The organism is Maribacter sp. TH_r10 (assembly GCF_033101095.1).
Lineage (GTDB): Bacteria > Bacteroidota > Bacteroidia > Flavobacteriales > Flavobacteriaceae > Maribacter_A > Maribacter_A luteus.
Map to the genome: position 1 here is coordinate 1 of NZ_JAWMPY010000017.1, position 3,629 is coordinate 3,629.

Sequence of the window (3,629 nt, forward strand, 5' to 3'; positions counted from 1 at the left end):
CCGCAATTACGGCGGATTCGACTACGTCCGAATCCACTCGGAATTGCTAAAGTCTGTACTAAACCGAAAATTAACGCATATAAACCCGTAACTGACGGTTATACGAGACCGTTAGCCATAATTATGAAGAAAACCTTACTATCAATATTTCTCATTTCATTAATTGGGTGTAAATCGGAAAAAAAAGACGACTACTACTCAAATGAAAAAAATGAAACTGAATTTATTGAATTTGGTTTTCCAGAATTTGGAGAATGGACTGAATGTTACGATGAAAAACAAGTGAAGGACTATTTCGATGGTTTTTCAATGTTTGAAAAAATTAAAAATGTTGGAGTTTATCTAAATAACAGTACCTACAAAAAAAAGGACAGCCTTGATATAATCGACTTTGAGGACTACGCAGTTTTTATGGTCAATGTAAATGAGCAGAAATGGAAACTGGCGGGAAATGACTTGGAGAGAATATTCAGAATTCAGAAAAAGAAAAAGTCTCTCGAAAATTTTGAAAAGGATTTTGCTCTAAGCAAAGTTTATTCAGACACCTCTTTTTTACATTCCGAAAGACCAATTATCATAGAAGAATATAGACCACATCCCGATATTCTTTCAGCAGTCAAATTTGTAAAGCCATATTCAGATTATCACGATTACATAGTAGTTTATGTTTTTAATTTGATTGTTGTAAAGAACCATCTTGTTTATGCTGGATATTACTTGGACTTGAACGGGAATGAATCCATCGAAAAAGTCAAAAAAATGAATGATAGAATAATGACGAAATTTGTGGAATTCAATAAATAACTATGGCTAACATTGGCTATAGCAAATAGGGCATAAAGCGTTAAATTTAATGGCTTGGGATTATGTACTAAGTCCGCCAAATCTTTTGGATTTGGCAATTAAAAAAATAAAAATAATTACAAAACAAAAAGCTCTGGCTAGCAGACCAGACGGAAACGAAAAGTTTCCTTGCCTGCCCTACTTGCCATAGCCGCACCGTTGTACCCAATGCAAAAACATCCTAACTTAAATGAAAATTATAGAAAAAATCAAAATCAAGAACTTTGGTAGATTTAAAGAATTCTCGATTGGATTTGATAAAGGTTTAAATTTACTGATTGGCGACAACGAAGCTGGAAAAAGCACTATTTTAACTGCAATTGATATTGTTTTGAGCGGTAGCCGAAACAAAGTAGAGACCTATGGTCTTGACCATTTATTTAACTCGGAAGTAATTCAAGATTTTTTGTCAAGTGATAAGAAATACGAAAATTTGCCAATCTTATATGCTGAATTGTACTTAAATGACCAGTCCAATAAGGATTTGGACGGTAAATGGAATTCCGATGGTGTTCCCGCTCACGGAATACAACTAATATGTGAACCAAGAGAAGATTTAAGCAAGGAAATAAGCGAAATACTACTTCAAGAAGATGATAATTTTCCTTTTGAATATTACTCGATAATCTTCAAAACATTCTCTGGAGAAAGTTATACTGGATATAGGAGATTTATGCAACATTTACTTTTGGATAACACGCAAATTAATAACGAATATGCTACCAAATCCTATATCAAAACACTGTATCACAATAGCATAACAGACCCAGAAAAAAATAAACATCATAACGAGTACAGAAAGCACAAAGAAAATTTCCGAACCTCTGTATTAAAGGATTTAAACGAAAGAATTGAAGATTACTCTTTTGCAATTAGAACTAATTCCAAAGCTAATTTAGAAACCGACCTTACAATTAAAGAAGGTAATATTGAAATTCAAAACAAGGGAAAAGGAAGGCAATGTTTTATAAAGACGGATTTTGCACTAAAAAAGAACGAGAAAGAGTTAGATGTAATTCTCTTGGAAGAACCCGAAAACCATTTAAGCCACATAAATATGAAGAAGTTAATCCGTAGGATTAACGAATCTGAAAACAAACAATTATTTATTGCAACACACAGTAATTTAATTAGTACAAGGCTGGATTTGCGAAAAGCAATTATGCTTAATAGCAATAGCCAAAGACCTACACTTTTAGAAGAACTTCCTGCTGACACTTCTAAATTTTTTATGAAAGCACCTGACAATAATATACTTGAATATATTTTGTCAAGCAAAGTCCTTTTGGTAGAAGGCGATGCAGAGTTTATATTAATGGAAGCTTTCTATCGACAAATTACTGGTCAAAAAATCGAAGATTCAGATATTCACATTATTTCTGTTGGCGGAACGAGTTTCAAGCGATATTTAGACATTGCCAAATTACTTCAAATTAAAACTGCCGTAATAAGAGACAACGATGGAGATTATCAAGTCAACTGCATTGACAGATATGAAGAATACACCGAAGAAAATATTAGCGTTTTTTCAAGCGAAGACAATGAAATCAAGACCTTTGAGATTTCTGTATATAAATCCAATAAAGACATTTGTGACGGACTATTTTTAGAAGGAAGAAAAACACTTTCCGTACAAGACTATATGCTTAAAAACAAGGCAGACGTAGCATTTGAATTATTAGATAAAAAGGCAACTGAACTTACTGTCCCAGACTACATAAAAAATGCTATTGAATGGATAAGAGCTTAATACTTGCAGTAGCTGGCTCGGGTAAGACCAGTTTAATTATTGACAAACTTAATCTCGAAGAGAGTTTTTTATTGATTACTTATACAATCAATAACACACGAAATCTCAAAGAATCAATTCTTAAAAAATTCGGTCATTTTCCAGACAATATCAATTTATACTCTTACTACAACTTTTTATATTCTTTCTGCTTTCGACCTTTTTTGGGTTATGAAATAAGACCAAATGGAATTTTTTGGAGCGTTCCACCACAATTTACTAATAGATTATCGTTAGACAATCCGAAACGATATATGACAAAGAACAGGATGCTTTATCATAATAGAATTGCAAAACTATTAGTCCAATGTGAAGTTCTGGGAGAAATTAACGAGCGATTAGAAAAGTATTATGACCATTTATTCATTGATGAAGTACAAGATTTTGCTGGACACGACTTCAATTTATTGAAAAGCATTACAAAGACACAAATAGACATTATGCTCGTTGGGGATTTTTATCAGCATACATTTGATACAAGTAGAGATGGAAATACTAATGCCAATATTCATAAAGATTATGATAAATACCAGAAGATATTTGAAAAGGCAAAGGTTAAACCAAACAAAGATTATCTTAATAAAAGTTATCGTTGCACCAAAAGTGTCTGTGAATTTATAAGCAATCAAATTGGAATTCATATTGAATCGCATAAAGAAGAGAGTAGCAATGTCATTTTCATCGAAGACAAAAGTGAAATCGAAAAAGTATTCAATGATGATTCCATCATTAAATTATTTTATCGAGAAAGCCATAAATACAAATGCTATTCAAGAAACTGGGGAGATTGTAAAGGAGAAAACCACTATAATGATGTGTGTGTAGTTCTGAACAAAACTACGATGGCACATTATAAAAAAGATAAATTGTCTGAATTAAAACCTGTTACGAAAAACAAGCTTTATGTAGCCTGTTCAAGAGCCAATAACGACTTATATCTTATTGCGGAATCTGATATTAAGAAATATATGGGATAAGCACTGGGTACAACAACGTA

General features: G+C 32.3%; 3 protein-coding genes. All 3 read left to right on the forward strand.

Going from position 1 to position 3,629, the window contains the following annotated elements; translation table 11 throughout:
* Positions 1-804 (forward strand): hypothetical protein (locus tag R3X28_RS19080; RefSeq protein ID WP_317666462.1); only part of this gene is annotated, 804 nt, incomplete at its 5' end.
* 229 nt (positions 805-1,033) lie between these two features.
* Positions 1,034-2,593 carry an ATP-dependent nuclease gene (locus R3X28_RS19085; RefSeq protein WP_317666464.1) on the forward strand — a complete coding sequence of 520 codons (1,560 nt, stop codon included), beginning with the start codon at positions 1,034-1,036 and terminating at the stop codon, positions 2,591-2,593.
* Positions 2,578-3,609 (forward strand): AAA family ATPase, encoded by a 1,032-nt coding sequence (locus R3X28_RS19090; RefSeq protein WP_317666466.1) that lies wholly within the window; start codon positions 2,578-2,580, stop codon positions 3,607-3,609. The genes R3X28_RS19085 and R3X28_RS19090 overlap by 16 nt, the downstream gene beginning before the upstream one ends.
* The last annotated feature ends 20 nt before the right edge of the window (positions 3,610-3,629 follow it).